Source organism: Mycobacterium arosiense ATCC BAA-1401 = DSM 45069 (genome assembly GCF_002086125.1).
Lineage (GTDB): Bacteria > Actinomycetota > Actinomycetes > Mycobacteriales > Mycobacteriaceae > Mycobacterium > Mycobacterium arosiense.
The window spans coordinates 1-397 of the sequence record NZ_MVHG01000259.1 but is presented as its reverse complement, the minus strand read 5'-3'; the positions used below and the strand labels follow the sequence as shown (position 1 = coordinate 397).

At 64.5% G+C, this 397-nt stretch carries 1 protein-coding gene; it reads left to right on the top strand.

Annotated elements, in window-relative coordinates:
• The coding region (locus BST14_RS31845) for a hypothetical protein (protein WP_142279702.1) at window positions 1–397 on the top strand (397 nt) is incomplete at both ends.

Here is a 397-nt window from a genome sequence, read left to right as displayed (position 1 = left end):
GGGTACCGTCATCGACGTTCAGGTCTTCACCCGCGACGGCGTCGAGCGCGATTCCCGCGCGCTGTCCATCGAGAAGATGCAACTCGACCAGATCCGCAAGGACCTGAACGAAGAGTTCCGCATCGTCGAAGGCGCGACCTTCGAGCGTCTGCGTGCCGCCCTGGTCGGTGCCAAGGCTGAAGGTGGCCCGGCGCTGAAGAAGGGCACGGAGATCACCGACGACTACCTCGACGGTCTCGAGCGCGGCCAGTGGTTCAAGCTGCGCATGGCCGACGACGCCCTGAACGAACAGCTGGAGAAGGCACAGGCCTACATCAGCGATCGTCGCCAGCTCCTGGACGACAAGTTCGAGGACAAGAAGCGCAAGCTGCAGCAGGGCGACGACCTGGCTCCGGGC